Here is a 25,199-nt window from a genome sequence, read left to right as displayed (position 1 = left end):
TTCATCCCCTTTTTTCTATTTTTACTTTTGCTTGTTGTATTACTTTTTCCATCAATTTTAGCGGCTGAGAAAGAATTCTTCCGTGTCCAACAGCAAGAAGTGACGGGTTTAGTTCATGTAGCTTTTCTGCACTTTTAAGCGCTAGCTCTTTGCTCCACGTTCCAAAGGCAGGAAACGGAAACAGCGGTTTTAACTGACCTGATACCGCAATTCCTCCTCGCACTTGGAACGAATCTCCGGCAATCAATGCGTTCGTTCTCTGATCCAAAAAAGACATAGATCCAGGTGTATGTCCAGGTGTAAAAATAGGAGCAAGTGAGCCTATATAAGAATCTTCTTCGATGAAATGATCAATTTTAGTTGAAACCTTTCCTAGTTTTGGTATTCCTCCACGGATTGGGTTTTGAGGTTCTTCAGAATCGAGTGTGAAATCTCCTGAAAATAATCGATAATCTCTTTGCGACATATAAACAGAAGCATTCGGCAAACTTTTCTTCAAATGATCAATCGCTCCGATGTGATCTTCATGAGTATGTGTAAAAACAATTCGAGTAATCGGTTTTCCAATTTGATCTGCAGCTTTCAAAATACCCGACGCGCTGTAAGGAAGAGCTGCATCAATTAATGTAAGACTGTCTTTCTCTTCGACTAAATAACAATTTACTGGAAAAAAGCGAGGCAAAAACGTCAGTTGATACAACATTTTCTCACGAACTATTCTCATTTCTTCATCCCCTATTATCAAAATAAAAACTAATACCATTAGTTTTATCAATCATATATTGGAAAAAACAAAAAAAGTGTGAGACATAAAGAAATTAATTAAATCTAAAGACGAACAAATGGGATAAAGAAGCTCGTATAGATCACTTGTTACACAGTCCCCACAAAAAAATCCGAACGCGTTTGATTCTCCATCAAGAATCAAACACGTTCGGACCTTCCTTTAACTAAACTACTTTTTTCATAGCCTCTATTAAAATTAAACGTCTTTTCTTTCCCCAGTAGCAGCTACTACAATCGCACTGCCTTTCTTTAACTCTTCTTCATATTTTTTTGTTTCGTCTTTTGATAAGCCTAGTGAAGCCATTTTTGTTCGAAGCTCATCTTCTCTGGTTAAAAATAAACTCGCTGCTGAATGTAAAGGACCTTCTTCAGACAGTCGAATAATATTTGTGTCCGTTACTTCTGTTAAATTTTTAGAATTTTCCTTGTCATACGTAAACACGTATACTTCATCTTTCTCAAAACCTTTCTCTGCAAATTGATTAACTGCTTCGTTAATGTTTGCTCCTTTTTCTACTACTTCAACATGTTTCATTATTTATAACCTCCTGTTTCTATCGCACAACTTTCTTTTATACTTAGCAAAAAAATAAACTTCTTACTACTATATATACCCGTTTTCAGAAAGGAAAACCCGCATTTAGAGCTTTGCAGAGAGTTTGAATATCATTCCACATTATCCTTTAATAGAATGTATACCTCTTTTGATTAACTTATTTGAAACAATCATTCAGCTTATTTTCAGCTACCATTCATAAGAAATTCATCTACATTGCTTATTATAAAAAAGGAAAAAGACGCTAATCAGGTACTTTATACGCATAATGAATGTCTGTGTCAGAGTAAGCCAGATATGAATGCAACCATTCATATCCGCTTTTTGTATGAAAGAACCTCTAACAACATCCTGTCCATACGTCTTACAACATACTATAATTCTCCATATTAACTAAAAATTCAGGTTATATAGGAGGTTATAAATGAACAGCCATCCACAGCCACAGTTAAAAAAAGAGTTAAAGATCCGGCACATCACCATGATTTCTCTTGGAGGAATTATCGGTGCTGGATTATTTATCGGAAGCGGATCACTTATTAACACCGCTGGACCAGGATCTATTTTTTCGTACGCATTTGCTGGCTTGCTCGTTATTTTAGTCATGCGAATGCTTGGCGAAATGTCTACTGCAAATCCTTCCAGCGGTTCTTTTTCCACTTATGCAAAAGAAGCATTAGGCCCTTGGGCCGGCTACACGATTGGCTGGCTTTACTGGTTTTTTTGGGTTATCGTTATTGCTGTTGAAGCCATTGCAGGTGCAAATATTATTCAATACTGGTTCCCGTCTTTGCCGTCTTGGGGAGTAAGCTTGGCTCTTACTTTTTTATTAACGATGACCAATCTGTACTCTGTTAAATCTTTCGGAGAATTTGAATATTGGTTTTCCCTCATTAAAGTCGTCAGTATCGTTCTTTTTTTACTTTTAGGTATAGCTATTATTTGTGGATTCATTCCAGGAATTGATTCTCCCGGCACTTCCAACCTTTTACACAAAGGCGGATTTTTACCGAATGGAATTAGCTCTGTATTTTTAGGCATTGCCCTTGTCATGTTCTCCTTTATGGGAACAGAAATTGTCGCAACCGCAGCAGGTGAATCGTCTCAGCCTGAAAAAGCCATTACCATCGCGACCAATACCGTTATTTATCGCATCTTATTTTTCTATTTAGGATCTATCTTTATTTTAGTGACGGTTCTTCCATGGAATTCATCAAGCCTAATGAAAAGCCCATTTGTATCTATTCTTGAATTAGTGAATATACCGGCCGCAGCTCAAATTATGAACTTTATCATTTTAACAGCCGTTCTTTCCTGTCTGAATTCTGGCCTGTATACAAGTTCTCGCATGCTGTTTTCCATGTCTCAAAACGGCGATGCGCCAAAAAGCTTTTCAAAATTAAACAAAAAAGGCGTGCCGGTTAGTGCGATATTAGCATGTACAGTTATCTCGTATGTTAGCGTTATCTTTAACTACATTTCACCGGACAAAATCTTTTTGTTTTTAGTGAATGCATCAGGCGGCGTAGCGCTTCTTGTGTATCTTGTTATTGCATTTTCACAGATTAAAATGAGAAAAAAATATGAAAAAGAAAATCCTGAAGCATTAAAAATTAAAATGTGGTTATTTCCTTACTTAACTTACGCTACCATCCTTGCCATCACTAGTATTTTTATTGCCATGGCATTTATTGATTCATTACGTTCGCAGTTCTTTTTAACTCTTTTAATTGCTGTACTCGTCGTAGGTTCTTTTTTCTTTCAGCGTACCAAAATGACGAGTGGCTTAGCAGCAAAAGAAAATACATCAAAATAAAAAAGGTTGAGACATAACTAAATGAATCCAACCTAAAGATGAACAAATGAGATACATGAGCTTGACTGCTTATTACACCGCAGTTGATTTTCGTGCAAGGCTTCGCTTTCCGCGGGCGGCCGCTGAGCCCGCAGGAGTCTTCGCCTTGCCCTCCAATCACCTGCTAGAAGGAACGAAACAGATGAAACTATATTCACCATCAAAAAAACGAACCACGAATCAAACATATTGATTAATGGTTCGTTTTTCACTTGGATTAAAATGCTTTTGTAGCAGCCTCTTTTTATTTAACGAGATAAATCTCCTACAATTTTTGTTCCGTGTAATTCAGCTGCTTTTGTTTCTTTCATAACCCGCTCTGCGTTGCCTTCATGAATTCCTCCGCCGGGCAAAATAATAATACGGTCGTCAGCATATGTGATCAATTCTCGGATCATATGCAGATTTTGCAAAGCAGACCCTTTCCCTCCTTTGGTCAAAATACGGTCTGCTCCCAATTCAATAAGTATATCAATGGCTTTGTATTTATCTTTAATCTCATCAAATGCCATATGAAATGTAATGCTTAAAGGACGAGCTTCTGCTATTAACTCTTTAGTGCGTCCGTAATCGATTTCAGCTTCTTCTGTTAAAATGCCGAATACTACTCCGTTTACTCCAAGGTCTTTACATGCTTTAACGTCTTTTTTCATAATTTGAAATTCTGCTTCGGAATATATAAAATCACCGCTTCTTGGGCGAATAATTACGTTGATATCTGTATCAAGATGTTCGCTTGCATATTCAATGGTGCCGTAACTTGGCGTAGTGCCTCCTTGACTGAGATTGTCACACAATTCAATGCGGTCTGCTCCTAGCTTTTCTGCTTTTTTTGCCTGCTCATACCCTTCTACACAGGCTTCTTTTATGTACTTCATACTTTTAACTCCTTTATTGACTCTATAAATAAAGCCCATCTTTAAAAAGATGGACTTCCTTTTGCTATTTAATCGCTTTATGAACTTTTAATTTCTTTCCTTTAATCGTTTTGTTTTTCATTGCTTGTAACACTTTTGGACCTTTTCCATTCAAAATCTCTACATAAGAGACATTTTCTTGGATCGTAATAATTCCAATATCGTCTGCGGTTACTCCGTCTAATTTCGCAATTGTTCCCACAAAATCAACCGCTCTAATTTTCTTTTTCTTTCCTCCGTTAAAATACAGCTTCATAATGTCTTTATTTAATGACTCGCTTTTGTCCTTTTTAACTTCTGGACGCTCATTGATTTTTTCAGTAAAAGCGGATGCTGCCTGCTGTACTTCTTCTTTAGAAGGAGGAGTAGATGTTGGAATTGAAAAACCGATATATTCTTCAATTTCCGATAGCATTCTCTCTTCATAAGGCGTTACAAATGTGATAGCCTTCCCTTTTTTACCGGCGCGTCCCGTTCTTCCTGTACGGTGAACGTAGCTTTCTTTTTCTAACGGAAGATCGTAGTTAATAACGTGTGTGATATTATCAATATCAATGCCTCTCGCAGCTACATCTGTCGCCACTAAATAGCGGAATTTACCTTTTTTGAAATCATTCATAACCTCAAAACGGTCTTCTTGTACCATTGCCCCGTGAATTTTATCACAAGGATACCCAAGATCATCTAAATCATCTAACAGCGTATTTACCTGCTCTTGTGTGCGGCAAAAAATGATGCAGCTGTCTGGGTTTTCTACTGTGGTTACGTCTTTCAGCAGTTCAAATTTACGTTCGTTTTCTACTGATATAACAGAATGGTCAATCGTACTTGTCGTTAATCCATTTGCTTTGATTTCAACATCAACTGGCTTTTTCATATACTTGCGAGAAAGCTCTTCAATATCTTCAGGAAGGGTAGCGGAGAAAAGCATCGTTACACGCTCACTAGGAAGATGTTGAATAATTGCTTCTACTTGGTCAATAAAACCCATATTTAGCATTTCATCTGCTTCATCAATAACCAAATAACGAATTTTCTCTAATGCAAGCGTTTCTTTTTCTATATGATCAAGCACTCGTCCAGGCGTACCTACAACAATATGTGTTTTTTGCTTTAATTCTACTTTTTGCTTGGCAAACGGTGATTTCCCATAGACAGCTGCTGCTTTAATTCGCTTAAAACGGCCGATATTTGTAATATCTTCTTTTACCTGCGCAGCCAGCTCTCGTGTAGGTGTTAACACTAAGGCCTGGGGCTTATTTTCTTCCCAGTTAACTAATTCACACAGTGGAATGCCAAAGGAAGCCGTTTTTCCACTTCCTGTTTGAGACTTCACGACCATATCTCTTTCTTCTAGTGCAATAGGGAGCACCTTGCTTTGTACTTCCGTGGGATGATTGTATTGCAGGCTAGAAAGCGCCTTAGCTACCTTGTCACTAAGACCATATTGACTAAAACTTCTTTGATTCATTTTGTACCCTCATTTATTTTAAATTAGTGATTATCTTTATCATGACCTGATGCACTATGTTTCATTATACTTTAATTCTTCTATACGCGCTCAAGATTTAATGTAGCATTGATTTGTCAAACAAAAGAGAAAAGCCGCTCTCTTATTAATAAGAAAACGGCTTTGGTATGAGCGATGAGGGATTCGAACCCCCGACCCCATCCCTGTCAAGGATGTATTCTCCCACTGAACTAATCGCTCGTGATATGTATTGACTATATTATAGAAAGAGTTATCCAATTTTGTCAACTATTTTTCCGCAGTTCCCAAGTTGGAAGGATCGTCTTTACTTTTGATAAAATAAAAACATGCCCTAAAGGAGCGTGACGGGATGAAAGTACCAACTTTAAAAATTGACAGCCGTGTACTTCAAGGATTCGCTTCCAAAGAGACAATCGAAAAAGCGCTGTTACATGAACGTTCTGCTAAAGATAGAGAGAAATGATTTACTAAGAGGTGCATTTGATGAATATTAATTATTATTTTAGTCGGTTTTTAGCTAAGAAACCGGATAGCTCAACGTACGAAAGCTTAGCTGCTTTACAGAACAAACACATGCTTCATGTTCCTTTTGAGAACTTAGATGTTCTGTCTCAAACCCCTATTGTAATTGATTTAGAACGAATTTTTCAAAAAGTAATTGTAAATTTACGTGGAGGATTTTGCTACGAATTAAACGGTCTATTTGGCTGGCTGTTAAAAGAAAGCGGATATGAAGTCTCTTACGCTTCAGCTACCGTCAAAAAACCCGATGGCACGTGGACCATTGAAGGAAGTCACGCTACAAACCTTGTGACGATTGAAAATCAGTCTTACATCGTAGACGTTGGATTTGGAGATTCTGTGCGCAAACCAATGCCTTTAAATGGCGAAGTAGTAAGAGATGTAAGCGGCTCTTATCGTATGACAAACGTTGCTGAGCATATGTATGATTTGCAGCGATGGGAAGATAGTGTATGGAAAACACTCTACCGTGTGTCTACTATTCCTAAAAAACTGACTGACTTTACTCCGATGTGTGAGTTCAATCAAACGTCAGCTGATTCTCCGTTTGTACACAAACGTCTTGTTACGATCGCAACCCCTACAGGGCGCATTACCCTCTCTGGTGAAACGCTAACTGTAACAGATGGCGGGAAAAAGACGAAAAGGAACGTTTCAGAAGAAGAAATACCTGATATTTTACAAAATCATTTTTATATTATTAAAGGATTTTATTAATATGTCCTTACACAAAAAAACCGGCCTCTTATGGGGCCGGTTTTTTTATAGGGGTAATCATCCTGTTTTCTACAGGAGACTTTAAAATAATTGAGGTATTCACATTTCCATAAGGAATCAGTTCATCCACGAGCATTCTAAGTCCATCCATTCCAGACACGGCTGCTTTGATAAAGTAAGAAACCGGCCCCGTTACGCGATGACATTCAAGCACGTCTTCATTTTGCTCAATAAAGTCTTCAAATTCCTCTGGTTTTCTTTTTAATTCGCTTACTTGAATAAATAGCTGTGTATCTCTTCCTAAAGCTTTCGGAGACACCGTAGCGCTGAAACGCTGGATCACCCCTCGTTCCTGAAGACGCTGCAGCCTTTCTGATACACTTGGACGGCTAAAAGCCAGCTTTTTTGATAAATCACTAATCGTCATACGTCCGTCCCTTTGCAAAATAGACAATAGTTGTGCATCGATTTGATCCATCCAAACCTTTCCTTTCAAAATGAATATAATAAATAAAATCTTTATTCAAGTTGATAACAGAACAAGTATTATTTCCTTCATTTATACATGTGTTTTCTTTATTTAATATCCTATCATTAAAGTAGATAATTGAAAATGAAAATTCAGAAAAGACAAACAAAGGGGTTTATTTATGCGAAAAGTTTTATGGATTATTCTTGGATGTACGATTGCAAGTATTGGTGTTCTTATCTTGCGGCACTCTCACGTAGTGACGGGGGGAACAGCTGGTCTGTCTCTTAGCTTGTCATATGCCTTTCCCTTATCGTTTGCGGTGATCTTTTTTCTCATTAATATTCCTTTTTATCTCTTTTCCTTCTTTCAAATAGGATGGAAATTTACCGCCACAACTATAGGATCAGTGTCTTTACTATCGCTTCTCACTTCACTCGATCACTTGCTTCCTTCTTTTACACTTCCTAGCCTGATGGGTGCTGTTACGGGCGGACTAATTGCCGGCCTTGGCTTATCCATTTTATTTATGAACGGAGCTTCTCTCGGCGGTGCTAATATTCTAGCGTTATTCGCGCAGCGAAAATTCGGTTGGGATCCTGGAAAAGTGAATTTTTCATTTGATTTCCTTGTCGTGCTGTCGAGCATGTATTCAATTGGACTTTCAAAAGGAATTTTCTCGATTATGTCCATTGCGATTACAGGTTTTGTTATCAGCTACTTCAAACAAAAGATTGCTTTACACAATCGACCAACATCCACTTCTGCCACACAGCCTTTAGATAATGCGCTTTCTAAATAAAAACCACGATTTAGCTACGGCTAAATCGTGGTTTTTATTTACATTTTTTCTACTTTTATAAAATCAAATTGGGCTTCATACCCTTCTCCTTGAGGACTACAGGCATAAATACCAACTTGAACAGGTTCTTTGGTTGAGTTCAATAAGTGAGCGAGTCGGAGCTGAGTCCAAGAATCTCCATCACTTGAATAACAAACGGTGTAATCATCGTTTTTACGCTGAATTTTAAAATAAAGCGCTGATTTGTTTTGAGTAAAATTTTGACTGGACCAATCTGAGAAGCCCTGGTTGGTTACGACTGCTCCTAATTGGTTAGGACCATCGGGATTGTATTCAACTGACGTTTTGATCCACGTATCTTTTGATACACGAATCATGAGACCTGCTTGATCGTAGCGATTAACTGGATATGTATGCACCTTTGTCATGATTTCAAAGTCGCCTTCTACTTCACGGTAAAGAAAGTGTCCATTGTCCGCTTCAAAGCCATAATGAGTACGCTGCCAAAAATCCGTTTTAGCGTCTGTTTTAATCACTAATCGATTCGTTTCTGTGTCAATTTGAAATTGAGCTGGTGGACAATACCAAGAAACGTCTGAATCTAATTTTCCTTCTGAAAAGTTTGTGAAAAATACTAGTTGATTACTCACTCTCTGTCATTCCCTTCTTAGAAGCTATTATTCTTCTATTTCTATTTTGCCATAATTTAACGAATAAATAAAATATTTTGATTATTTTTCTTGTAAATTCTTTTCTTTCATAAAAAAATAAGACTCTTTTACATAGAGTAAAAGAGTCTTATTTTTAAATTAATGCATTTAGAATAAGTGCTCCCGCAAAAGCAATAAAGGATAGAAGCGTTTCCAGAACGGTCCATGTTTTGAACGTTTCTTTCACTGTTAATCCTAAATACTCCTTCACCATCCAGAAGCCAGCATCATTAACGTGAGAGAACATTAGTGAACCCGCACCCGTAACGATAACAAGCAGTTCTAAGTTAACACCGGACATGTGCTCAATGATTGGTGAGACAATACCAGCCGCTGTTGTTAATGCAACTGTTGCTGAACCTGTAGCAATACGGATTAATCCAGCAATTAAAAATGCAAGTACAAGTGGTGATAGAGATAGATGTTCAGACATTTGACCAATCGTTGTGCCTACTCCGCTATCGATTAATACTTGTTTGAAGCCACCCCCTGCACCAATAATTAAGACAATAGATCCTACAGGAAGCAAACATTCTTCCGTTAGTTTTTTAATCACATCTTTTGTCATACCTTGACGTTTTCCAAGCAGATAAAACGCTGCAAAACAAGCAATTAAAAGTGCAATTAATGGACTTCCTATTAATTCTACAAACTTCACTACGCCGCTTGGCAATCCGTTAATAACAGGTGCTATAGCTGCTAAGATCATTAATAGAACGGGCAGTAAAATGACAAAAAATGAAACGCCTGTACCAGGAAGATCTTTTGATGTTGTCGTAATACGAATTAGATCAGGTTCTCCTTCTGGAATCACTCGTTTGTGAACCCATTTTGCAAAAACTGGTCCAGCGATAACTGCAGCTGGAATTGAAATGATTAATGCGTATAAAAGCACTTTTCCCGTATTTGCTCCGTAAATACTAATAGCTGCCATCGCTCCTGGATGAGGAGGAACGAGACCGTGAACAATTGATAATCCTGCAATAACCGGCAGAGCAATCAATAATATATTTTGTTTTGTTGTTTTATGAATGGAAATAACTAAAGGCAGTAGAATTAAAATTCCTACTTCGAAGAAAACAGGAATACCAATAATGAAACCTGCTACTAGCATCGCCCATGGCAGTCTTTTCACACCGAATATTCTTACGAAATAATCCGCTACCTGCATGCCGGCACCTGAATCGGCCATCAGCTTACCTAAAATCGTTCCCAGCGCTAAAATTCCTACTAAGTGGCCTAAAACACCGCCCACTCCCGTTTCGTAAGCGCCAACAATTTTATCCATTGATAACCCAGAAGCAATTGCCAAAAACAAACTCGCAACCGTTAAACTAATAAACGCATGCCATTTAAAAACTGAAACACCTACAATAACAATAACAATTGCGGCAACTGTAATAGCTAATAAGTATGCATCCATCTTGCTTTCCACCTTCCCTTTAAGTAAACGCTTTCTCTATGTAGCAAAAAAGCTCTACACCCTGTGAATTTTTTAAAAAATAAGTTCCAATTATCGAAATCGTTTACATTAATTAATTTAGAAAACGATTTCATTTTTTTATTACTTAAATTATATGAAAAAAAAATTCTTAAATCAATAAAAAAACTCAAAAAAATTTTATCAATTTTCTTCCATACAGTTTTAACACATAAAAAAATCCAATCATGTTAATGATTGGATTTACCTTATTTATTTGGTGATGGTTGGATCAGCTGTTTGACTGTCGATAATCGGTTTTTCGCTTATTTTTAACGTTATTTCTTCATATTCCCCCGGCGCTAATACACTTTTATCTTCTCTCATGAGATACGTGTAAACAATGATAGAAATGAATAGACCAAATGTCCAGGCATTATCCCATAAAAAGCGCAGTCCAGGAATCAGTAAGCCTAAAACGGGTATGGCCACGCCAATTACTAATGCATAAATACCGTTTTTATTAAAACCTGTTGAGTAACTGTAACGACCGTTTACCTCATATAGATCCTTTAATGCCATCTGTCTCCTTCTTACAAGCCAGTAGTCAGCAATGGCGATGCCGTCTATAGGGCCAAGCAGCGCTCCGTATGTTCCAAGCCAGCCGAAAATATAGTTCCCGAAATTAGACATGATGTACCATGGCTGAAGTAAAATAGCAAAAATACCGGTCACTAGCGCCCCCATCGCAAACGTGATTTTCTTTGGATTCAGATTCTCAATTGCACGGGCTGGCGCGACAATATTTGCTCCCACATTAATCGTTAAAGAAGAAAGCACGATAACGATTGTTCCTAAGAAAATGATAAATGGAGGGAATTTAGCTACTAACGCCACTGGATCCCAAATAGCTTCTCCAAATATAACGATTGTTGCTGAGGTAACAGCAATTCCAATAAATGAAAAAATACTCATCGTCAACGGCAAGGAAAAAGTTTGCGCAACCATTTGAGATTTCTGACTTCTAGCATATCGACAAAAATCAGGAATGTTCAAAGCGAGCGTCGCCCAAAAGGCAATGACTCCGGTTAAAGCAGGGAAAAATATGGCTAGAAATTCTCTGGTTGATGTAAATTTAGAAGGCGCAGATAAAATGGGGCCCCACCCTCCCGAGTTGGTATAAGCCCATATAAAAAGAATAATAGCTGAAATACCAATAACCGGAGCAGCAATCGCTCCTAATACTTTAATCGCTTGCGGTCCTTTATATGCTACTCCTACATTTAAAAGCCAAAAAAGAGCAAATACAATGGCTGTATGACCAGCTAAACCATTCCAAGACGAAAACGAAGCGCTTAAAAGTGTATCAATTGCTTCCGTTCCAATCCATGTATTAATTCCAAACCACCCAGCAGCCACAATGGCCCTAGCCAGTGCTGGGATATGTGCTCCTTTATCTCCAAACCACAGGCGGGCAAATACTGGATAAGGAATGCCAAACTTGGTTCCAGCGTGAGAATTAAGCAAAATAGGAATAAGAACAATAACATTTCCTAAAAAGATTGTACCAATTGCTTGCCACCAGTTCATTCCAAGCGTCATCATTCCGCTCGCCATTGTGTAAGCCGGAATACACAGACACATCCCAATCCAAAGCGTGGCAAAGTTAACTCCTTTCCAAGAATGCTCTTTCATCGTAGTCGGACGTAAATCCTCATTCCAAAGGTCACTGCCGCTCAGCTGATTGTGCGTCTCATCTGTGAGCGTCACAATTCCATCTTGCTCAATTTGTGTTTTCATCCATAAAACCCCTTTTCATAAAATAAGTTCATTCCAAAAAACAAATTTTGTTTGAATTTTCTGAAATATAAAGGCGTTTGTGACGATTCCTTCTAGTATGTGATAAATACTAACGTTATCCCTTATTATATTTAATGCGAAACGGGGATACACTGGACAAATTGTAACATTATTTGAGGTAACTTTTATATATTGTGTAGTGTCAACTCTTTTGATTGTTAGATAACCTAACACACAAAAAATCATCGCTTGAAAGCTTCAAGCGATGATTTTGGATATTAATGTACGTATTTTTTTTGAAAAGCCGTAATGCTTTCGTACTCTTCTTTAAATAAGCGAGCCAAACGAATATAGATAGTCGTTAACTCTTTATATACTTCACTGTTTTCTTTGATTGGATAATGATGATTAGTCGCTCCAACCATATCAGAAACAACGTTTAATGAGTCAACTTCGCCAAGGCTATATAAGCCAAGGATAACTGCTCCTAGACATGAACTTTCAAAACTCTCCGGCACGGATACTTCTTGGTTAAAAATATCTGCCATCATTTGACGCCAAAGTGCGGAACGTGCAAATCCGCCTGTTGCCTGAATCTTTGTAGGCTCTCCAATTAACTCTTCAAGTGCCAATAACACCGTATACAAGTTAAAAATAACGCCCTCTAATACAGCACGAATCATATGTTCTTTTTTATGATGCAAACCTAGGCCAAAGAATGAACCTTTCGCATTTGCATCCCAAAGCGGCGCACGCTCTCCTGAAAGGTAAGGGTGAAACAATAAGCCGTCCGCTCCTGGTTTCACTAAAGCTGCAATATCCGTTAATACTTCATACGGATCTTTTCCAAGGCGTTTAGCTGTTTCTACTTCGGACGCTCCAAACTGATCGCGAGCCCATCTAAAAATCATACCTCCGTTATTTACAGGGCCGCCAATTACCCAGTGGTCTTCTGTCAACGCATAACAGAAAATACGACCTTTCGGATCGACTACTGGCTTGTCAGTCACTGCTCGAATAGCTCCGCTTGTCCCGATTGTCACAGCAACAACGCCTGGTTCAATTGCATTTACGCCTAAATTTGATAATACACCGTCACTTGCGCCTACAATAAAAGGCGTATCTGGAAGTAAATGCATGTCAACTGCAAGCGCTGGGTTTAACCCTTTTAACTGATGCAGTGTTGAAACAGGAGTGGATAACTGATCGGTTGTAACACCTGCTACTTTAAGTGCTTCTTCATCCCACGCAAGATTTTTCAGATTAAACAAACCCGTTGCTGATGCAATCGAATAGTCGATAACATATTCGTTAAACAACTTAAAGAATACATATTCTTTAATCGAAATGAACTTATGTGTTCCTTTCACTAATTCAGGCTGTTCATTAGAAAGCCATGTTAGCTTAGAAAGCGGCGACATAGGATGAATAGGCGTACCCGTACGCAAATAAATCTCATGACCATTGTATTCATTTTTAATTTTTTCCGTCCATTCTGCACTTCGATTATCTGCCCACGTGATACATTTTGTCAGCGGTTTTCCCTGCTGATCAACGGCAATAACACTGTGCATAGCTGAGCTGAATGAAACGCATAAAATATCCTCAGGTTTTACATCGCTCGTTTTTACAACCGTTTGAATTGTACGTACAACTGCTTGAAAAATTTCTTCAGGATCTTGCTCAGCCATCGCGGGCGTCGGCGAGTATAATGGATACTCAATCCCATGATTTGCAATGACTGTACCGTCTACTGAAAACAATACAGACTTTGTACTCGTTGTTCCGATATCTACACCTATTGCATATTTTTTGCTCATGCTGCTGTCCCCCTACTTTACTACTTTACTACTTTACTTATTTACAACACCGTGACCGCCGAATTCATTTCGAAGTGCTGCTACAACTTTTCCTGTAAATGTATCTTCCTCTAATGAACGATAGCGCATCATTAACGATAAAGCAATAACAGGAGTTGCCGTTTGAAGATCAAGAGCAGTCTCTACGGTCCATTTCCCTTCGCCAGAAGACTGCATGACTCCTTTAATACTGTCTAGTTTAGGATCTTTTGAAAACGCATTTTCCGTTAGTTCCATCAACCAAGAACGAACAACAGATCCGTTATTCCAAACGCGTGCTACGGCTTCATAGTCGAAATCAAACTGACTTTTTTCCAGAACTTCAAATCCTTCAGCAATGGATTGCATCATTCCATATTCTACACCATTGTGAACCATTTTTAAAAAGTGACCGCTTCCGCTTTTACCTGCGTACATAAATCCATTTTCTACGCAAATATCATTAAAAACCGGTTCAATTGTACGGAATACTTCCGCATCTCCACCGATCATTGTACACGCTCCGTTTCTTGCGCCTTCCATTCCGCCGCTTGTCCCTACATCAAAGAAGTAAATACCTTTTTCCTGAAGATCATGAGCACGTCGAACAGATTCTTTATAATTAGAGTTTCCTCCATCTATTATAATATCTCCTTCTGACAGAAGTTCTTTTAGTTCCGTAATAACATTTTCCGTTACTTCTCCAGCCGGAACCATAATCCATACAACTTTAGGTGAAGGAAGAAGTTCATTAACTAACTCTTCAACAGTAAAGGCGCCGGTTGCTCCTTCATTTGAAAGTTTTTCTACCGCTTCTTTATTTACATCATAAGCTACTACTTCATGATGGTTGTCCATTAAATTTAATGATAAATTATATCCCATTTTTCCTAAACCGATTAATCCAATTTTCATTTTACAAACTCCCTTTGAAAAAAAATTTCACATTACCTCCATTATACGAATTATTTTTCATTTTGCAATCGTTTACAAGAAAATTTTTTTCACTCATATTTTTGTGCTATACTCTTTTTACTACTAAATTCGTGGAAAGGAACATCAGTTATGACGCAAAATTGCTTAGGAAAAATTCGTTCTCACTATGCTAGATTCAGTGAAAAAGAGAAAAAAATAGCAAATTATATTTTAGAACAGCCGGAACAAATTATTCACAGTACCATTAATGAAGTAGCAGACGATTTAAATGTAGCTGATGCAACAGTCTTTCGCTTTTGTAAACGAATTGGCTTCAAGGGCTATCAAGCGATGAAAATAGCGCTGGCTGCTGAAATTATGACGCCTATTCAGCAGATTCACGAGGAAATTGCTGAAACGGATAATGAAAAAACGATTGCTGAAAAAATCTTTCGCTCCAATGTGCGAACGCTTGAAAATACATTACAAATACTAGAAAGCAACGCTATTGAAAAAGCCGTCAAACTTCTTATGAAGGCGGATAAAGTTCAGTTTTATGGCACGGGCGGTTCTTCCGTAGTGGCTATGGATGCTTTTCATAAATTTGTTCGAACAGGAATTAAAACGTTTGCATTTATTGATTCCCACTTCCAGCTTATGTCCGCTTCTCAATTAACAAAACAGGATGTAGCGGTAGTGATTTCTCATTCTGGAACAAATAAAGACACGATGAACATTTTAAATACAGCAAAAGCCAACGGTGCCAAAACGATCGGTATTACCGGTTTTCCAAAATCTCCATTAAGCCAAAATGTCGATGTTTCTCTTTATACGAGTTCAGAAGAAACAGAATATCGATCTGAAGCTCTTGCCTCGAGAATTGGACAGCTAAGCCTCATTGATGCTTTGTACGTTAATGTAATGATTGCGAATAAAGATGCCTCTAAACACTCGCTTGAAAAAGTACGTGATGCCATTGCTGAAACTAGAATTTAATGTTTCGCCCTTATATATTCTTCAGCTATAACATCAAACAGAGCATAGAATATATGCTCTGTTTAGTGCAGTTCTTCGCTTAAAATTTTCGAGTTTTAATTCTCATTTAACATTTTCTAAGTTGCTACATATGATAAAGCACAACTTTTAAAAAGTAGGTGAAGTGTGTATGGAGATTATCTATCGCACTGCAAAACTCGATGATTATACAGAAGTAAATAAAATATTAGGGGAATCACTAGAACTCCACGCAAATGCGCTTCCTTCTATGTTTGATAATCAGATGGCTGTTTTATCTCCGGAACAATATCAAGCTACTCTTTATTATGCAACCATTGATATTCTTGTAGCTCAATATCGAAATCAAATTATTGGGGCGTCTGTTGTGGAATTAAAATATAACCCTCCCACTACATTAGCTCCTCTTTCCTACACAGCGTACATCCAATATTTTGGCGTTAAGAAAGGCTTTCAAAATTATGGCGTAGGAAAAAGTCTTTTTTCTGCTACGAAACAGTGGGCTGTACAAAAAGGAGCAAATGACCTCCAACTTACCGTATGGGCATTTAACGAGAAAGCACGTGCTTTCTATGAAAGTCTTGGGCTGAAAAACTTAAGCTACCTTATGACTACTTCACTACAGCCATAAATCGTTCCAATAACGGAGACTAGACACGTATCACCTACGTGCCTAGTCTCCGTTATTCAAATAAAAGACTAAATCATTTCGACGTGTTAATTTACACAGCTTATATACATACTAAAAGAAGTTTATTACGTAGCCGGATTGCCTTCTTGCAGCTGTTCTTGTTCATCACGCTGACGGTGAGCTAAACGACTTGCCGCACTAGAAGCTACGCTCGCTACTAAATCATCTAAAAAGGTATTAACTCCTTTTTCTTTTTTACAGTCCAGCTTTTCAATAATGCCTACTTTTACTTTATCTAAATAGCCAAAGGTCGTAACAGCGATACTGCCATAGGTTAAAACGGCACCTAAAGCAATCGTTTCATCAACACCAAACAACCCTTCGTCTTGTTCTACAATACTTTGAAGAGGTTCTGATAATTTATTTTGCTCAGCTAACTTATCAAGTTCGATTCCAACTAGAAGCGCATGCTGAATTTCTCTTTTTTGCAGTACTCTTTCTACGCTCTCAGCGCATTCCTGAATGGTTAGAGCCGGATGATAAGGAAGCTGTAAATCATACACAATTTCAGCAATATCCAAAACTGTTACGCCACGCTCTTCTAGCAAATCAAATGTTGCCTTTGCTACTTCTTTGCTCGTTGGGATTTTTTTCGCTGTCATGTCTCTCTCTCCTTTTCAAGTTGTTGCCTCTCTTTATATTAAATTCGATGAGAGGCGCTAAAAACCTTTTTTGTTTCATCCACCTGAATTCATAAACTCGTCACATATCTCTTTAGGCGCTCATTACATTTACTTGCTATAATGAAATTATCTAATCAGGAGGTTTGTCTACTGTGGAAGAAAAACAAAGTAAATTTAGCAGAGGCTTATTATTATTTTTCATTGGCGCAACAGCCCTTTTCTTTATCGTCTTAATCGTTCTGTTTCTCATGTCTACGTTTGGAAAAAGCGAAAAAGAAGCCGTAGCTCTTTTAGCAGGGAATCACTACGCTATCGTTAAGGAAGAGAATTCATATACTCTTTATGATCAAAAAGAAAACAAGCCTATTTTAGAAGATGTAAACGGCTATTTCGGTGCTCGCAATATCCGAAGTTATGTAAAAAATGACACAGAATTGGTTTCGATTGATGAAAAAGAAGAAGAATATACGAAGAAGCCGCTAGAAAAAGCCAGCCAAGCAGAAAAAGCTATGTTTAAAAAAATGAAAAAATTAGATTAACCAAAAGCGCTTCAGTCGATTCTGAAGCGCTTTTTTAGTGACGCATGCCTCTTTCTCGTCATTCGCTAAAAAATTCGTTACAATAAAATAAAGAACGGTTATTAGAAAATGTGTTACAATAAAGGTAACGCTTTCATTCAAATGCATAGGAGTCGATTATTCATGTCAGAAAGTAAGCGGAAGTTAGAAGAAATTTCTTTTTATAGTGACGCACTGCAAGAAGATGTCACGTTACTAGTCTATTTACCGTCAAACTATTCTACGCTCTATAAGTATTCCTTACTTATTGCCCAAGACGGAAAAGATTATGTTATGTACGGACGGACACCTCGTTTAATTGATGATTTAATGAACGAGTCAGAAATCGATCGTACTATTTTTGTTGGAATTCCATATAAAAGCGTGGAAGACAGACGCGATAAGTATCATCCAGAAGGAAATCAAGTAGATGCTTATATTCGCTTTTTAGCACATGAACTTGTGCCATTTTTGGATAAAACATATCCTACATATCAAATGGGAAAATCACGTGTTCTAATTGGTGATTCGCTTGCTGCTACAGTTTCACTGCTGACGGCCATTGCGTATCCTCACACGTTCGGGAAAGTAATTATGCATTCTCCCTTCGTGAACGATGCTGTATTACAAACGGTCAACTCATTTGCTTCTCCTTCACTTCTGGATTTGTATCATGTTATTGGAACTGAAGAAACGGCTGTCAAAACAACACAAGATGGTATATTGAATTTTATTGAGCCTAACCGCTTGTTGCACGAACAAATGAAGCAGCGTGGATATTCTGTTTTTTACGAAGAATTTAATGGAAACCATACGTGGAAATACTGGCAAAAAGACGTAAAGCGGTCGCTTCAATATATGTTGAAGTAGAAAGATATCATATTTTTCGAAAATTTGTTATAATAAGCTCGCTTTATACATATTTTATGATCTTACTTTGGAGGGATTTTTTATGAAATTTGGCGTTGTACTTTTTCCATCTAAAAAATTGCAAGATGTAGCGAATTCTTATCGAAAGCGCTATGACTCTCACTATTCATTAATTCCGCCTCATCTTACATTAAAAGAAGTCTTTGAAGCTACAGAAGACCAAATTGATGAAATTGCGGCTAACTTGCGTAAAATTGCCGAAGAAACAAATCCATTTACATTAAATGTAACGAAAGTAAGCTCATTTTCACCAGCCAATAACGTTATTTACTTAAAAGTGGAACAAAAGCCAGAACTGACGTCACTTTATAATAAACTTCATGAAGGCAATCTCGAACAGCCAACTGAATATTCATTTATTCCACATATCACAATTGGCCAACGCCTTTCAGATGATGAGCACTTAGATGTATATAGCCAGTTGAAACTTGTAGATGTCGCTCATGAAGAAACAGTGGATCGCTTTCATTTAATGTACCAGCTTGAAAATGAAACATGGACTGTGTTTGAAACATTTCGTCTTGGAAAGGGATAAGATACGTGAACATCAAAGTACTAACGAACAAACAAAATCCTTCTGATGCTTACTTCGTACGTCAAAAAGTATTTATAGAAGAACAACAGGTTGATGTAGAGCAAGAAATCGATGAATACGATTCCGAAGCCCTACATTTAGTTGTATACAAAGGAACTGCACCAATTGGTGCGGGACGCTTCCGTATGGTAGAAGACTATGGAAAAGCCGAACGGATCTGCGTTCTTTCTTCTTATCGAAAAGACGGTGTAGGGAAGCTTTTGATGGATAAGTTAGAAGAGCTGGCAGCAGAGCATGAGATTGAAAAGATTAAGCTGCATGCTCAAACGCATGCGGAAGGATTTTATAAAAAGCTAGGCTACGTAACGGTTTCAGGTGAATTTATGGATGCTGGAATTCCGCATGTAGAGATGGTAAAGAAACTAAGTAAAAAACACTAGGAATTGAACCTGGTGTTTTTGCTTTTTTAAAGGATAAGAACCTTTGCTTTGCTTATACTAATACCTAATCATGTGAATTAGGTGAAAATATGGATGAACTTATCGGAATTGCGCTAGAGCTTTTTTTCGGATTTATCTGCTTGTTTATTTTAACTAAATTGTTAGGAAGAGCGACGATCACTCAGCTTACCACTTTTGATTTTATCTCTGCTCTTGTATTAGGAGAGTTAGTAGGAAATGCATTATACGACTCAGAAGTAGGAGTAGGAAAAATTTTGTTTTCCGTTATATTTTGGGGTGCGCTTATATATGTGACCGAAGTTATTACTCAAAAAAACATTCGCCTGCGTTTGTTTTTAGAAGGACGCCCAGCTATTATTATTCGAAAGGGAAAAATTTCGTACAAAGAACTTAGCAAAAATCGATTAGATATCGACCAGCTGCTTCATATGCTTCGTTCAAAAGACATATTTTCCATTCGTGAAGTTGAATATGCGATTTTAGAAACAGATGGATCACTAAGCGTATTGCCAAAATCTGATTATGCTAAGCCAACCAGAAGCGATCTGCAGCTGTCTCCTTCTGAACCTGCTTTACCTATTGCCTTTGTCAGTGATGGACGTTTACTTTTGAAGAACTTAATTCAATCTGGCTTTGATGAAGACTGGCTAAAGACACAGTTAAAAAAACAAGGATTTACCGATTATAAACAAGTGCTTTATGCTGAATGGCAGCAGGGCAGTACACTTTTTATTGAATCTTACTAAGATGTTTTTTACTTGTTCATTACTTTGCGAAAAAATCGTGAGCGCATTTATTCTGCTGCGCTCACGATTTTTTCTATTATACGCGTGTATCAATCACTATGCCCTTATTTGTTAGCTTGCTGTATACACGCTCTGCTGCTTGAAGTTTTTTTCGCTTTTGTACTGAACTTGGTGTCAATTCCAGTAAGTGAGAACGCGATTCAAACTCTTCGTCAAAGCTTTTCCCCTCAATAGGCCAAATACGATTTGAAAAAGAAGCATTATTTTTTTGAAGGCGATTTGCATATTGAATAGATTGATAAGGCGTGACGGGCAGTATATATCCCATATGAACCCTCCTCTTTTTCAAGATACCTTCTACTCCGAGACCTCAGTATTTTTCTCAAGAAGTATCGACATTGAAACAGCTCACTTAAACTCTCTACTTTAGACTTGTTCAAAACAGCTGACACCTTGTATCTATACCGCCTTTTTTGAACATATGTAATGTCTTATTCAATATATACCCTTTTTTACATCCTATCCCTCCAAAAATATCCGTGCTCTTTTTTAAAAAAGATGATTTTGATATGATAGACTTTGACTATAAAATAAAAACTGTGCGTATACACACATCTATATCGATGTAGAACGAGAGCGGCTTCTTGCTTTAACTCCCTCTTATTTACTATTGATTATTCACGAAAAGGAGGCCATGTTTTTTGCAACGTGCACTTTATCAAAATCAGATACTTAACCTTGCTATAACGGCTAGAGACCGATTTCAATATTTATATGAAGCTAGTCTCCGAGGAGAAATAACGTGTGCTCACTGCGGAGAACCAGTTAAATTATATCTGGGGATTGAGCATTCTCCTTACTTTTATCATGCTCAAGTTCCCCATGAAAGAGAAGAGTGTTCAGAAAGACTATCAGAAACAACAGCTGTGCAACAAATAAAAGAAAATCCGGCTGAATACAGAGAAACCAATGGATTTCGTATTCCTAAAGGACGAGCTATTGGTGAGAAAAGTTCAACTGTAAAAGAGAAAGCGACATGGAGGTCTTCTGCACCTTTTTCAAGTGTTCCTGCTTTTCGCTTAAAACCAGCTGTTCCTAAACACTCTGACTCTCCTTATTTAAATGAATTTAAAGAGAGCGGTATTGAATTAGATTCGAACCAATGGAAAGCTGTTACACATTCAGAAGGACCGCTCCTTATTCTAGCTGGTGCGGGAAGCGGAAAAACGCGTGTATTAACAGCTCGCACCGCATATATGATACAAGAAAAACAAATTGATCCAAAATCCATTATGCTGGTGACTTTCACGGCTAAATCAGCTAAAGAAATGAAAGAACGATTGGCTACATATCCAAAGATGTCCGGCTTACATCTTCGTCAAATGCTAGTTGGAACTTTTCACAGCATTTTCTTACGTATGATTGTTCATCATAATCCTCAAGCGTGGCAAATGGACCGCCTGCTAAAATGGGATTGGCAAAAAGAACAGATTGTGAAAGAAGCAGCAAGAGAGCTCCACGTGGATGAAAAAGATTTTCCGTTTGATCAGGCACTTCAGCAAATCGGCTATTGGAAAAACACGCTTGTTGGCGTGCAAGATGTTCGCCCAAAGGACAAATGGGAACAAGATGTGCACTTTTTATATCGTCGCTATGAAGAAGTCAAAAAGCAAAAACAGCTATTCGATTTTGATGACATGCTGTATGGATGTTATGAAATGCTAAAACAAAATCCCGATCTACTAACTCGTTATCAAAAAAGGTTTCGCTATTTTTTAATTGACGAATTTCAAGATATTAATAAAGTTCAATATAAAATTATGAAAATGCTAAGTGAAGACTCTAAAAACTTGTGTGTCGTAGGAGATGATGATCAATCAATTTACGCTTTCCGCGGAAGCGACCCTTCGTTCATTTTAAACTTTGAAAAAGATTTTGCTAATACAACTGTTATTACGTTAAACCAAAATTATCGTTCAGCTCACGCCATCGTTTCTTCCGCTAATAAAGTCATTGCACGAAATACAGCGCGCCGACAAAAAGAAATGGCTGCCCAGTTTGATAATGAGTTGCGACCTACATTCTTCTTTCCATACGACGAAGAAGAAGAAGCAACAATGATTGTAACGGATATGAAAGAAAAGATTAAGCAAGGGGCTTCTCCAACTGAATTCGCGGTCTTGTACCGAACTCACGCTTCTTCACGCGCCATCTTTGAACGTTTATCGCAGTCAAACCTGCCATTTTCAATCGAACAAGATGCGGATTCGTTTTATAAAAGACGAATGGTTCGAAGTTTACTTTCATTTCTACGCTTGAGCGTGAATCCAAATGACGCAAGTTCGCTACAAGATTTAGTAAACGCACTCTTTTTAAAGAAAACAGCAGTCAATGACTTAAAAGCAGCAAGTATTCTTCATGATGGTACATTTATTGATGCACTTGAATATCTTCAAGATTTAAAACCGTTTCAGCAAAAAAAGCTCAAGAAAGTAATTCCTTTATTCAAGTCGCTAAAATCAATGTCTCCTTCTTTGGCACTTGAGACGATTTCTAAAGATATGGGATTCGATGATTTTGTCAAAAAACGCGGAAATGAAGGAAATATGATGGAAAAAGGTTCGGATGACGTGCGGGATTTAAAAGTTGTAGCACGTAAATTTAAAACCGTACCTGAACTGTTAGAGCATGTGGATCATATGATTGCCATGAACACAGAGATGAAAGCTTTAAGCAAGCAATTTAACGAAAGTGTTCAGCTAACCACAATTCACCGAGCAAAGGGTCTTGAATATAAGTATGTATACGTACTGAGCAGCGTAGATGGCGGTTTGCCTCATGATTATGCACTCGAAGCTTATAGAGGCGGAGATGATGTGCCGCTTCAAGAAGAACGCCGTCTTTTATATGTAGCAATGACGCGTGCACAGAATTCACTTTATTTATCTGTTCCGCAAACTAGAAGGGGTAAAACCGCTTATCCTTCAAGATTCCTGAAGTCGTTTATAAAAAAAGTGTAAAGGAAAAACAGGCTGGGACAAAAGTAGTTTCATTAAAGTGAAACACGAACTATCTATCAAAAACGGATAAATAGTTCGTGTTTTTATAATCATGGTGAACGCAGGTGCTTCTAGCTGTTGGTTGGAGGGCAAGGCGAAGAAGACTCCTGCGGGAACAGCGGGACAGATGAGACCCCGCAGACCGCAAGCGACGAGGAGGCTCATCTGCCGCCCGTGGAAAGCGAAGTCTTGCACGGCAAGCAATAGCGGTCGAGGAAGCAGTCCAGATTATGTATCCAGATTGTTCGTCTTTAAATTGGATTCCTGTAGTTATGTTTCAACCTCTTTTTCTTACTTCATGCTAGCGCCCGTAACTAATATTCTCATCATCTATTATTAACCAAATATTCCACTAAGAGGTAGATATTCATAAGTAGATGCGTTACACTACGTTATGTACTCTGTACTACTATATTTTAGGGGGCTCCATTATTGAACGCAAAGCTTATTCATGAAAATGAAAAGATTTTTTTCATTCTGTGTATGGTTATCAGCTTATTAACCTATTTCTTTTTAATTATTTCACTCATTGGTATTATCTACCTTGTAATCGGTTTTTTAATTACATTTATACTCCACGGTTTCTCTATTGCTCAAATTCGCAATAATGGAGTTAGATTGACAGAGAAGCAGCTCCCGCACACTTAACATCAGGCAAAACATTTATCTTCAGAGCTGAATTTAGAGCTGCCCGATATTTATATTGTTCAATCAGGCGGCTTGTTAAACGCGTTTGCTACACGTTTTTTTGGACGTCACTTTGTCGTTTTATACTCCGACATTGTTGAAATGATTGAAGATAATCAAGAAAAAGAACTTTCTTTTATTATTGCCCACGAATTAGTTCATATCAAACGTAAGCATACACTCTACCACTCACTTATTCTACCTGCTCTTTGGGTTCCTTTTTTAGGAAAAGCTTACTCTAGAGCCTGTGAATATACGTGTGATCGCATAGCTTCCGTTGCGATTGGTGATGCAAAAGCTGTCACTCAAGCACTCACTATACTTGCGGTTGGTCATTGTCTAAATAAAAAAGTAAATCAGGAGGAATTTGTTCATACGCACTCACAGGAAAAAGGTTTTTTTATGTGGTTGAATCAAGCTACTTCAACTCATCCCCCTCTCGCTCATCGTATTAAAGAAATTAATTACTTAGCACAGCATCCGGAACTGTTTGATCTTGATTCTAACGCATTTCAAACAAATGAAATTGCATAAATGGAAAAAAGCCCTGACCTGTCAGGGCTTTATATCAAAACATTAAATTATTTTTTCTCATTTAGCATTTTAGCGATGGTCGCAAAATCAATGGATTGATTATTGTTTGCAATCGCCTTAACAATTTGTTCTTCTTTTTGTTTTGAAATTGGCTTATTCGCAATTTGTGCTACTCGCTTCACAATATTACGCACCGTTTGCTCATCTTTAAAATTAGCATTTTGTACAGAATTCGCAAGTTCAAAAATATCCTTCATATTAACGCCTGTTTTCTTTTCTATATTTTTAAACATATTATTATCCATTTTGCATGACCTCCTTTATTTATACTTCATCGTATGCACCATGTGCCTAGATGGTGCCCTTTACATTTAATAAAAAAATAAAGTGCGAGTGAAACTTCACCCGCACTTTTCGGTGCCTTATTCATAGAAGGGATTAATTGTAAAAACAAACACAACCAACAATAATTAATAGAATGAATAATACAACGATTAACGCAAAACCACCGCCGTAGCCACCACCGTAACCACAACCACCGTAGCCAAATCCGCAGCCCATAA

The 25,199-nt window shown here is 37.7% G+C and carries 26 protein-coding genes, 1 tRNA gene and 1 pseudogene; 13 read left to right on the top strand and 15 right to left on the bottom strand.

All coding sequences use genetic code 11. The features are described 5' to 3' along the window. Position 1: 1 nt before the first annotated feature. Positions 2–724 carry an MBL fold metallo-hydrolase gene (locus LJC66_RS03600; RefSeq protein WP_230931799.1) on the bottom strand — a complete coding sequence of 241 codons (723 nt, stop codon included), beginning with the start codon at positions 722–724 and terminating at the stop codon, positions 2–4. 258 nt (positions 725–982) lie between these two features. Further along, positions 983–1,321 (bottom strand): YflT domain-containing protein, encoded by a 339-nt coding sequence (locus LJC66_RS03595; protein ID WP_230931798.1) that lies wholly within the window; start codon positions 1,319–1,321, stop codon positions 983–985. Positions 1,322–1,766: 445 nt separating this feature from the next. On the opposite strand from LJC66_RS03595, the gene LJC66_RS03590 reads away from it, so the two are divergent. After that, positions 1,767–3,158, top strand: a complete 1,392-nt coding sequence (locus LJC66_RS03590) for an amino acid permease (RefSeq protein WP_230931797.1) — start codon at positions 1,767–1,769, stop codon at positions 3,156–3,158. A gap of 287 nt (positions 3,159–3,445) precedes the next feature. On the opposite strand, the gene LJC66_RS03585 is transcribed toward LJC66_RS03590, so the two are convergent. The 3 genes from LJC66_RS03585 to LJC66_RS03575 all read right to left on the bottom strand — a co-directional run bounded on the left by LJC66_RS03585 (position 3,446) and on the right by LJC66_RS03575 (position 5,825). Then, positions 3,446–4,075 (bottom strand): copper homeostasis protein CutC, encoded by a 630-nt coding sequence (locus LJC66_RS03585; protein ID WP_195695327.1) that lies wholly within the window; start codon positions 4,073–4,075, stop codon positions 3,446–3,448. A 64-nt stretch (positions 4,076–4,139) separates the two neighbouring features. After that, positions 4,140–5,585, bottom strand: coding sequence for a DEAD/DEAH box helicase (locus tag LJC66_RS03580; protein WP_195695328.1), 1,446 nt, complete (start codon positions 5,583–5,585; stop codon positions 4,140–4,142). A gap of 168 nt (positions 5,586–5,753) precedes the next feature. After that, positions 5,754–5,825, bottom strand: a tRNA-Val gene (locus tag LJC66_RS03575). A 264-nt stretch (positions 5,826–6,089) separates the two neighbouring features. Between LJC66_RS03575 and LJC66_RS03570 the strand changes: the two genes are divergently transcribed. Beyond that, positions 6,090–6,845, top strand: a complete 756-nt coding sequence (locus tag LJC66_RS03570; RefSeq protein WP_195695329.1) for an arylamine N-acetyltransferase family protein — start codon at positions 6,090–6,092, stop codon at positions 6,843–6,845. Between the two features lie 28 nt (positions 6,846–6,873). On the opposite strand, the gene LJC66_RS03565 is transcribed toward LJC66_RS03570, so the two are convergent. Continuing rightward, positions 6,874–7,323 carry an Lrp/AsnC family transcriptional regulator gene (locus tag LJC66_RS03565; RefSeq protein ID WP_230931796.1) on the bottom strand — a complete coding sequence of 150 codons (450 nt, stop codon included), beginning with the start codon at positions 7,321–7,323 and terminating at the stop codon, positions 6,874–6,876. A gap of 172 nt (positions 7,324–7,495) precedes the next feature. Here LJC66_RS03565 and LJC66_RS03560 point away from each other — a divergent pair, with 172 nt between their 5' ends. Next, positions 7,496–8,116 (top strand): YitT family protein, encoded by a 621-nt coding sequence (locus LJC66_RS03560; RefSeq protein WP_230931795.1) that lies wholly within the window; start codon positions 7,496–7,498, stop codon positions 8,114–8,116. A 38-nt stretch (positions 8,117–8,154) separates the two neighbouring features. On the opposite strand, the gene LJC66_RS03555 is transcribed toward LJC66_RS03560, so the two are convergent. From LJC66_RS03555 to gnd, 5 genes are all read right to left on the bottom strand, one after another. Then, a complete protein-coding gene (locus LJC66_RS03555; RefSeq protein ID WP_028407502.1) occupies positions 8,155–8,766 on the bottom strand; it encodes a DUF1349 domain-containing protein in 612 nt (203 codons plus the stop codon). A 154-nt stretch (positions 8,767–8,920) separates the two neighbouring features. Next, complete coding sequence (locus tag LJC66_RS03550; RefSeq protein WP_028407501.1) at positions 8,921–10,249, bottom strand: GntT/GntP/DsdX family permease; 1,329 nt, start codon at positions 10,247–10,249, stop codon at positions 8,921–8,923. A gap of 270 nt (positions 10,250–10,519) precedes the next feature. Beyond that, positions 10,520–12,046: an NCS1 family nucleobase:cation symporter-1 gene (locus tag LJC66_RS03545; RefSeq protein ID WP_230931794.1), complete on the bottom strand. Its 1,527-nt coding sequence runs from the start codon at positions 12,044–12,046 to the stop codon at positions 10,520–10,522. Positions 12,047–12,324: 278 nt separating this feature from the next. Further along, positions 12,325–13,866 (bottom strand): gluconokinase, encoded by a 1,542-nt coding sequence (gene gntK, locus LJC66_RS03540; RefSeq protein WP_050689353.1) that lies wholly within the window; start codon positions 13,864–13,866, stop codon positions 12,325–12,327. A 33-nt stretch (positions 13,867–13,899) separates the two neighbouring features. Beyond that, the gene (gene gnd, locus LJC66_RS03535) at positions 13,900–14,799 is read right to left on the bottom strand and encodes a phosphogluconate dehydrogenase (NAD(+)-dependent, decarboxylating) (RefSeq protein ID WP_230931793.1); all 900 of its coding nucleotides are present in this window, start codon (positions 14,797–14,799) and stop codon (positions 13,900–13,902) included. Between the two features lie 150 nt (positions 14,800–14,949). Between gnd and LJC66_RS03530 the strand changes: the two genes are divergently transcribed. Continuing rightward, positions 14,950–15,795, top strand: coding sequence for a MurR/RpiR family transcriptional regulator (locus LJC66_RS03530; protein WP_013055460.1), 846 nt, complete (start codon positions 14,950–14,952; stop codon positions 15,793–15,795). 169 nt (positions 15,796–15,964) lie between these two features. Then, on the top strand, positions 15,965–16,444 hold the full coding sequence (locus LJC66_RS03525) for a GNAT family N-acetyltransferase (RefSeq protein WP_025749861.1): 480 nt from the start codon (positions 15,965–15,967) through the stop codon (positions 16,442–16,444). 125 nt (positions 16,445–16,569) lie between these two features. On the opposite strand, the gene LJC66_RS03520 is transcribed toward LJC66_RS03525, so the two are convergent. Continuing rightward, positions 16,570–17,106 (bottom strand): phosphatidylglycerophosphatase A family protein, encoded by a 537-nt coding sequence (locus LJC66_RS03520; RefSeq protein ID WP_013055458.1) that lies wholly within the window; start codon positions 17,104–17,106, stop codon positions 16,570–16,572. A gap of 173 nt (positions 17,107–17,279) precedes the next feature. Between LJC66_RS03520 and LJC66_RS03515 the strand changes: the two genes are divergently transcribed. The 5 genes from LJC66_RS03515 to LJC66_RS03495 all read left to right on the top strand — a co-directional run bounded on the left by LJC66_RS03515 (position 17,280) and on the right by LJC66_RS03495 (position 20,356). Beyond that, the gene (locus LJC66_RS03515; protein ID WP_029324785.1) at positions 17,280–17,666 is read left to right on the top strand and encodes a hypothetical protein; all 387 of its coding nucleotides are present in this window, start codon (positions 17,280–17,282) and stop codon (positions 17,664–17,666) included. Positions 17,667–17,828: 162 nt separating this feature from the next. Next, a complete protein-coding gene (locus LJC66_RS03510) occupies positions 17,829–18,554 on the top strand; it encodes an alpha/beta hydrolase (RefSeq protein WP_013055456.1) in 726 nt (241 codons plus the stop codon). 82 nt (positions 18,555–18,636) lie between these two features. Further along, positions 18,637–19,149 (top strand): YjcG family protein, encoded by a 513-nt coding sequence (locus LJC66_RS03505; RefSeq protein ID WP_013055455.1) that lies wholly within the window; start codon positions 18,637–18,639, stop codon positions 19,147–19,149. Between the two features lie 5 nt (positions 19,150–19,154). Then, the gene (locus LJC66_RS03500) at positions 19,155–19,589 is read left to right on the top strand and encodes a GNAT family N-acetyltransferase (protein ID WP_195695335.1); all 435 of its coding nucleotides are present in this window, start codon (positions 19,155–19,157) and stop codon (positions 19,587–19,589) included. An 89-nt stretch (positions 19,590–19,678) separates the two neighbouring features. Further along, entirely contained in the window at positions 19,679–20,356 is a 678-nt protein-coding gene (locus LJC66_RS03495) for a DUF421 domain-containing protein (protein WP_195695336.1), read from the top strand. A 76-nt stretch (positions 20,357–20,432) separates the two neighbouring features. Here the strand turns inward: LJC66_RS03495 and LJC66_RS03490 are convergent, their stop codons facing one another. After that, positions 20,433–20,684: a hypothetical protein gene (locus LJC66_RS03490; protein ID WP_195695337.1), complete on the bottom strand. Its 252-nt coding sequence runs from the start codon at positions 20,682–20,684 to the stop codon at positions 20,433–20,435. A gap of 373 nt (positions 20,685–21,057) precedes the next feature. On the opposite strand from LJC66_RS03490, the gene LJC66_RS03485 reads away from it, so the two are divergent. From LJC66_RS03485 to LJC66_RS03470, 3 genes and pseudogenes are all read left to right on the top strand, one after another. Then, positions 21,058–23,376: an ATP-dependent helicase gene (locus LJC66_RS03485; protein WP_230931792.1), complete on the top strand. Its 2,319-nt coding sequence runs from the start codon at positions 21,058–21,060 to the stop codon at positions 23,374–23,376. A gap of 471 nt (positions 23,377–23,847) precedes the next feature. Beyond that, positions 23,848–24,063, top strand: a complete 216-nt coding sequence (locus LJC66_RS03475) for a hypothetical protein (protein ID WP_230931791.1) — start codon at positions 23,848–23,850, stop codon at positions 24,061–24,063. Between the two features lie 21 nt (positions 24,064–24,084). Further along, a pseudogene (locus tag LJC66_RS03470) lies at positions 24,085–24,636 on the top strand (M48 family metallopeptidase); the annotation flags it as partial. Positions 24,637–24,683: 47 nt separating this feature from the next. Here LJC66_RS03470 and spoVIF read toward each other — a convergent pair. Continuing rightward, positions 24,684–24,941, bottom strand: coding sequence for a sporulation-specific transcription regulator SpoVIF (gene spoVIF, locus LJC66_RS03465; RefSeq protein ID WP_013055449.1), 258 nt, complete (start codon positions 24,939–24,941; stop codon positions 24,684–24,686). 133 nt (positions 24,942–25,074) lie between these two features. Next, the gene (locus LJC66_RS03460; RefSeq protein WP_013055448.1) at positions 25,075–25,197 is read right to left on the bottom strand and encodes a YjcZ family sporulation protein; all 123 of its coding nucleotides are present in this window, start codon (positions 25,195–25,197) and stop codon (positions 25,075–25,077) included. Positions 25,198–25,199: the final 2 nt, after the last annotated feature.

This window comes from Priestia sp. TSO9 (genome assembly GCF_021029645.1).
In the GTDB taxonomy this organism is placed as follows: Bacteria; Bacillota; Bacilli; order Bacillales; family Bacillaceae_H; genus Priestia; species Priestia megaterium_E.
This window is presented reverse-complemented; position numbering and strand designations above follow the sequence as displayed.

Bases quoted from the DNA above. Each gene is read 5' to 3' on its own strand.
- LJC66_RS03600 (WP_230931799.1), bottom strand. From the start codon at position 724: ATGAGAATAGTTCGTGAGAAAATGTTGTATCAACTGACGTTTTTGCCT.
- LJC66_RS03595 (WP_230931798.1), bottom strand. From the start codon at position 1,321: ATGAAACATGTTGAAGTAGTAGAAAAAGGAGCAAACATTAACGAAGCA.
- LJC66_RS03590 (WP_230931797.1), top strand. From the start codon at position 1,767: ATGAACAGCCATCCACAGCCACAGTTAAAAAAAGAGTTAAAGATCCGG.
- LJC66_RS03585 (WP_195695327.1), bottom strand. From the start codon at position 4,075: ATGAAGTACATAAAAGAAGCCTGTGTAGAAGGGTATGAGCAGGCAAAA.
- LJC66_RS03580 (WP_195695328.1), bottom strand. From the start codon at position 5,585: ATGAATCAAAGAAGTTTTAGTCAATATGGTCTTAGTGACAAGGTAGCT.
- LJC66_RS03570 (WP_195695329.1), top strand. From the start codon at position 6,090: ATGAATATTAATTATTATTTTAGTCGGTTTTTAGCTAAGAAACCGGAT.
- LJC66_RS03565 (WP_230931796.1), bottom strand. From the start codon at position 7,323: ATGGATCAAATCGATGCACAACTATTGTCTATTTTGCAAAGGGACGGA.
- LJC66_RS03560 (WP_230931795.1), top strand. From the start codon at position 7,496: ATGCGAAAAGTTTTATGGATTATTCTTGGATGTACGATTGCAAGTATT.
- LJC66_RS03550 (WP_028407501.1), bottom strand. From the start codon at position 10,249: ATGGATGCATACTTATTAGCTATTACAGTTGCCGCAATTGTTATTGTT.
- LJC66_RS03545 (WP_230931794.1), bottom strand. From the start codon at position 12,046: ATGAAAACACAAATTGAGCAAGATGGAATTGTGACGCTCACAGATGAG.
- gntK (WP_050689353.1), bottom strand. From the start codon at position 13,866: ATGAGCAAAAAATATGCAATAGGTGTAGATATCGGAACAACGAGTACA.
- gnd (WP_230931793.1), bottom strand. From the start codon at position 14,799: ATGAAAATTGGATTAATCGGTTTAGGAAAAATGGGATATAATTTATCA.
- LJC66_RS03530 (WP_013055460.1), top strand. From the start codon at position 14,950: ATGACGCAAAATTGCTTAGGAAAAATTCGTTCTCACTATGCTAGATTC.
- LJC66_RS03525 (WP_025749861.1), top strand. From the start codon at position 15,965: ATGGAGATTATCTATCGCACTGCAAAACTCGATGATTATACAGAAGTA.
- LJC66_RS03520 (WP_013055458.1), bottom strand. From the start codon at position 17,106: ATGACAGCGAAAAAAATCCCAACGAGCAAAGAAGTAGCAAAGGCAACA.
- LJC66_RS03510 (WP_013055456.1), top strand. From the start codon at position 17,829: ATGTCAGAAAGTAAGCGGAAGTTAGAAGAAATTTCTTTTTATAGTGAC.
- LJC66_RS03505 (WP_013055455.1), top strand. From the start codon at position 18,637: ATGAAATTTGGCGTTGTACTTTTTCCATCTAAAAAATTGCAAGATGTA.
- LJC66_RS03495 (WP_195695336.1), top strand. From the start codon at position 19,679: ATGGATGAACTTATCGGAATTGCGCTAGAGCTTTTTTTCGGATTTATC.
- LJC66_RS03490 (WP_195695337.1), bottom strand. From the start codon at position 20,684: ATGGGATATATACTGCCCGTCACGCCTTATCAATCTATTCAATATGCA.
- spoVIF (WP_013055449.1), bottom strand. From the start codon at position 24,941: ATGGATAATAATATGTTTAAAAATATAGAAAAGAAAACAGGCGTTAAT.
- LJC66_RS03460 (WP_013055448.1), bottom strand. From the start codon at position 25,197: ATGGGCTGCGGATTTGGCTACGGTGGTTGTGGTTACGGTGGTGGCTAC.